Annotated in this window: 3 protein-coding genes and 1 pseudogene; all 4 read left to right on the forward strand. The window is 58.0% G+C overall.

All coding sequences use genetic code 11. From position 1 onward, the window contains the following. Window positions 1–340 precede the first annotated feature (340 nt). The 4 genes and pseudogenes from IFO71_RS21450 (at window position 341) to IFO71_RS21460 (ending at window position 1,752) form a co-directional block, all read left to right on the forward strand. Window positions 341–589, forward strand: a complete 249-nt coding sequence (locus tag IFO71_RS21450) for a hypothetical protein (protein WP_192031734.1) — start codon at window positions 341–343, stop codon at window positions 587–589. A gap of 277 nt (window positions 590–866) precedes the next feature. Further along, window positions 867–1,118 carry a hypothetical protein gene (locus IFO71_RS21455; protein WP_192031735.1) on the forward strand — a complete coding sequence of 84 codons (252 nt, stop codon included), beginning with the start codon at window positions 867–869 and terminating at the stop codon, window positions 1,116–1,118. Window positions 1,119–1,278: 160 nt separating this feature from the next. Next, window positions 1,279–1,413 (forward strand): annotated as a pseudogene (locus IFO71_RS22725) (RHS repeat-associated core domain-containing protein); the annotation flags it as partial. Then, the gene (locus tag IFO71_RS21460; RefSeq protein ID WP_232371400.1) at window positions 1,387–1,752 is read left to right on the forward strand and encodes a hypothetical protein; all 366 of its coding nucleotides are present in this window, start codon (window positions 1,387–1,389) and stop codon (window positions 1,750–1,752) included. The pseudogene IFO71_RS22725 and the gene IFO71_RS21460, both read left to right, overlap by 27 nt. Window positions 1,753–2,421 lie beyond the last annotated feature (669 nt).

Below are 2,421 nucleotides of genomic sequence, written 5' to 3' on the forward strand. Positions count from 1 at the left end.
CAGCTCCTGCACGCGCTCCGCGCGTCTGCGCGCCATCCCTGGCTTGCTCGCTTGCGGACAGTGCGGCCGAGTTGCGCGCGGGTTTGGCGCCGCGACTCCGGCCAGGGTGTCGCCGCGCGCTGGACAAGGCCAACAGCCTGTTTGTCAGAAGCGCAGAGCAGAGCGCGCTCCGGCGAAACGTTTCGTTTAGTGGCTCGCTGTTGTCGGCTGAGGGTAGCGCCGTGCTCGGCGCGTCAAGACCTGGGCAAGTTGCTGCGCAAATCTTGACGCGCCTGCGCGCGGCACTCGGAGGGAATCGCCAACAGCGATCACTCCCGGTCGCGGCTTATCGGAGAATCTCATGTCCAAGCAATCCAAGCGCCGTATCACCCTCGACCTGCCCGAGGAATTCATTGCCCTCTGTGCCTCGGATCAGGTTGAGCCTGAATTCGTGCTGCGCGGCTTTATCGCCGATCTGTGCGGTCTGATGAACTGGCAGGCGAATCCGCGCACCGATGGCTACAGCAGCAACGGCTCGGATGAGCGCATGTATGCGCAGCAGTATTACGAGCGGGTTGGCTATCCGTACTGGCACAAGCCGCTCGATTGAATCGGGTCAGCGCCGGGCGCCTCGTGGCGCCTGGCGCAGTCTCCGGCGCTCGGTATTGCGCGCGGCCGAGCGCTGCAGCTCCGCTCAGCCGAACAGGCCGCGCGCCGCCAGCGGCCGCACAGCGCAAAAGAGCTGCACTGCGCATCCGCCGGCCCCTGTACCAAGAGCCAAGCAACTAAAAGGGAAATGACGTCAGCGGGGCGAAGATCGTCAAGGGTCTCCCCAAGCATTGGCCAGCGCGCCTACTCTGGAATCCCCAACTACAGGAGGTCGACAGATGAAGCTGTTTACTGCTGGCGGCGTGCTCGCGCTGATGCTGCTCGGGTTTCGCGCGCTGATCGTCTCGGACGTGGCCGATGGCTATATGGATTGCCAGATGGCCATGGCGAAGATGGCCGAGCGGCCATTCTCGATGAGCTATCAAGAGCAGAAAGCACTACAAAAACAAGCCGAGGCGGTGTGCCAAACAGCGCAAATCAAGGCCAAATTGGCTCAGGCGGTGCTGGCGCCAAGCACGGTGCAGGATTAATCTCGCTGCACTCGGGCGCGCGCCTGCGCGCCCGAAAAACCGCCTCAAGGAAATTTTTGCCGGAACCGACCCCGCCTCAATGCTCGCTGCCTCGCTAACTCCGCGCCGCCTCAAGAGAAATCGTCGTCAAAGGCGGCGGATCGCGTCGGCACGGAAACACTACAACTACTTCCGGGACTACGACCCAACCACCGGGCGGTATGTGCAGAGTGATCCGATTGGGTTGCGAGGGGGGTACTCTACATACAGCTACGTCCGCAGTTCACCATTGCGCAAGATTGACCCTCTAGGCCTTCTGGATATGGAAGACTTTGAGTGTTATGTCAGGCAGATGAGTGGGTCCGGCGAGAATTGCGACGGCAAACGAACAACCAAGGAACTGAATGCAGCTGTGGACACCTACTGCAAGGCATCGGAGTGTCTGCTTAAATGCACTTCGAAGGAGTTTGCCGGGGTCGATATTGATTTGCTTCTGTCAGGTGCACATGGCGAAGCTGCGCGTGAAGCTGCGGAGGACATTGCGATTCAGTTTGCTACGAACTTCGGGAAAAAGATGTTCCGAAAAGGGGCCGGAGCTGTTGCCACGCTTTACGATGCAAACAACGCACTGGAGTGTGCGTTGGAATGTGACTAGCAGTATGCCTATTTCAAACACGCAGCTTGGCAGCAGCAGTTGCGCAACCTATTTCGAGCAAACCAGTGGGTGATGGTGTGCAACGCTTCTTTTCACTTCTGTTTCTGGCGGTTTGTGTATCTTGTGGCGGGGTATTGCTTTGGATCGGTTTGGGCTCAATTCTGAGATCTAAGAGTACGGCCGCAAGACTTGCGGTAGATGCACTTAAGTCTGGACAGTCATTTGACTATGTCTTGTGGCAGGAACACTGGCTTGTAATAAACGTAAGCATCGCTTTTTGGGGCATTGGAGTTGTTGTCGGAAGTTTGCTAGCTGCGACTCGGAATAGATCGGGGTGGATCGTGATCTGCGCTAGTTTCACTCTCGGTGCACTCTTTTCTCCAATTCTCGTGCTCAGTGGATATGCTCAGTATGGATTCGAGCGCGATTCACTTTCTTCGACCATCGGTTGGCTAAGTATTGCGGTTGTATCCCTGGTATTTTTCTTTACGGACCGTCGTGCCGGTCGTGAGGGTTATTACGGCCGTACGGCGGGCAAATCCTCGTAGCCCGCGTAGGGCGGGTCTTTGACCCGCCGCTTTGTGATCTCGGTGGGCCGTGGCCCGCGTAATCGTTGTGTTGTGTCTGCTCTGATGCGAAGAATTTTGGCCGTGTCGTGTGTTCCCTTGG

The sequence above is a fragment of the Pseudomarimonas arenosa genome, from assembly GCF_014841215.1.
Lineage (GTDB): Bacteria > Pseudomonadota > Gammaproteobacteria > Xanthomonadales > Xanthomonadaceae > Pseudomarimonas > Pseudomarimonas arenosa.